The 2008-nt window shown below is 51.8% G+C and carries 2 protein-coding genes; one reads left to right on the top strand and one right to left on the bottom strand.

Going from position 1 to position 2008, the window contains the following annotated elements; genetic code table 11:
• On the bottom strand, positions 1-792 hold a 792-nt coding region (locus ABYW01_RS20425), incomplete at its 3' end, for a phosphomethylpyrimidine synthase ThiC (protein ID WP_372836320.1).
• 298 nt (positions 793-1090) lie between these two features.
• On the opposite strand from ABYW01_RS20425, the gene ABYW01_RS20420 reads away from it, so the two are divergent.
• A partial coding sequence (locus tag ABYW01_RS20420) for an MCP four helix bundle domain-containing protein (RefSeq protein WP_372836318.1) occupies positions 1091-2008 on the top strand: 918 nt, incomplete at its 3' end.

Here is a 2008-nt window from a genome sequence, read left to right as displayed (position 1 = left end):
GCCGGTGGACAGATCCATGATGGTATCCGCACCCCAGCGGGTACCCCAGGTCATTTTGTCCACTTCTTCGTCGATAGAGGAGGTGACTGCAGAGTTGCCGATGTTGCCGTTGATCTTCACCAGAAAGTTACGGCCGATAATCATTGGCTCAACTTCAGGGTGGTTGATGTTCAGCGGGATAATCGCGCGGCCTTCAGCGACCTCTTTACGTACAAACTCCGGCGTGATCTCTTCTGGCAACTGCGCGCCAAAGCTGTGGCCCGGGTGCTGTTCGGCAACCACATTGCCTTCAGCTTTTGATTTCGCCAGTTTCATGTTTTCACGGATGGCGATGTATTCCATCTCAGGCGTCACGATCCCCTGACGTGCGTAGTGCAGCTGGGTGACATTTTTACCCGGCTTAGCGCGCAGTGGTTTTCGGGTCAGCTGGAAGCGTAGTTCGTCCAGACGCAAGTCAGCAGCACGGACCCGGCCGTACTCGGAGGTCAGCTGATCCAGCTGTTCAGTATCTTCACGCTCCTGAATCCAGCTAGCGCGCAGCGGTTCAAGACCTTTGTGCAGATCGATTTTGGCCGCCGGATCGGTGTAAGGGCCGGAGGTATCATAGACGTACAGTGGGTCGTTCTTTTCGCCGCCGAAATCGGTTGGCGTATCATCCAGAGAGATCTCACGCATCGGCACCTGAATGTCAGGGCGGCTGCCTTCTACGTATACCTTGCGGGATTTAGGGAAGGGCTGAACAGAGTCGTTCGCAACCTTGGATACTTCACCCTGTACCTGTTTATCTGACATAGAACTACCACCTTATCTTTATGCTGTTGTTATTGTCGGGCGAGTTGATTGCAGAGGATATTCCGCCCGTTAGCGTGGGAATTACTATAGCGAGGGCAAATCTGGCTTGGTTAGGTCCAGAATCTGGTCCCCCTCAGGGCCAGAGTCATACGTCTTTACTGGGTTATTAGCGCATCAGAGATGGGGCCAGTCCTGAAATGTACGTGAGGCCAGACCCCTAAAATAAGGGGTTTTCGTTGTCAGTATTCGACAAATTGCTTAGTTTCAGTTGGATGTCAAAACGACGGAGATCTGGACGATGCAGTTGAAGGTATCCCATAAAATTACCTTAGGTTTTTCCTTTTTGGTGCTCTCGATCATGTTGGTCGGTGGTGGTGGCTTATGGGGTGCGGGTACGATCAGTCGTGGTCTGGATCAGGTAACCAACCAATCATTACCCACCGTATCGGGCAGCCTGAAGCAGATGATTACGCTGCAACAGGCGAATCTTGCCCTGTTGTCAGTGATGTCGGATGACCAAGATAAGGCATTGCGTGCTGCGCAGCAAAAGCAGTTTAACGAGCAGGTTAAGGTCTTTCAGACGCGTTTGACCGAGCTTGCCGAGCAATACGACCTGTCGTTGGAGCAGCAGCAGCAGTTAAAATCCGCATCCGATACTGAAGCAAAGTTCTCTAAAGCCGCGCGTCAGGCGATGGCACTGCATGAGCAACGGCTGATGTTGTCTGAGCGTGTGCGTCAGAAAGAGAGTAGCTTTCAGCGTAAAACCGACACGCTCAATACCTGGGGCCAAAAATACATCAGCCAAAACACTGAGAGCGAAAGGTTGGTGCGAATCCGTAGCTTCATGCGAACAGCGAATGCCCATCGTACCCAGCTCATTAACTTCCGTCAGCACCGGGATATGCCTCGCTTTGATAAAGAGCTGAAGGGCAGTGAAGGTGAATTAACTAAAACACTGGCGGCACTGAGCAGTATTGATCCAAAAGCTAAACGGATCGGTCGTTTGGTGGATGATCTGGTTGCCGATCTGTACGGCGAGAAGGGCATGGTGGCGTTGTATCGTGAGTCCTACCAGAAAGATAAGCAACTGACACAGCAGCTGGCCGCCGTTCATAAATTACAAACGGAAGCGCAAGGGGTTGTGGATGGGTTTATCACCATGTCAATGGATCAGGCGTCTAACCGCAAAGCTGAAGCTGATAACAGCTCTGAGATC

Source organism: Pontibacterium sp. (assembly GCF_041587635.1).
Lineage (GTDB): Bacteria > Pseudomonadota > Gammaproteobacteria > Pseudomonadales > Balneatricaceae > Pontibacterium.
This window is presented reverse-complemented; position numbering and strand designations above follow the sequence as displayed.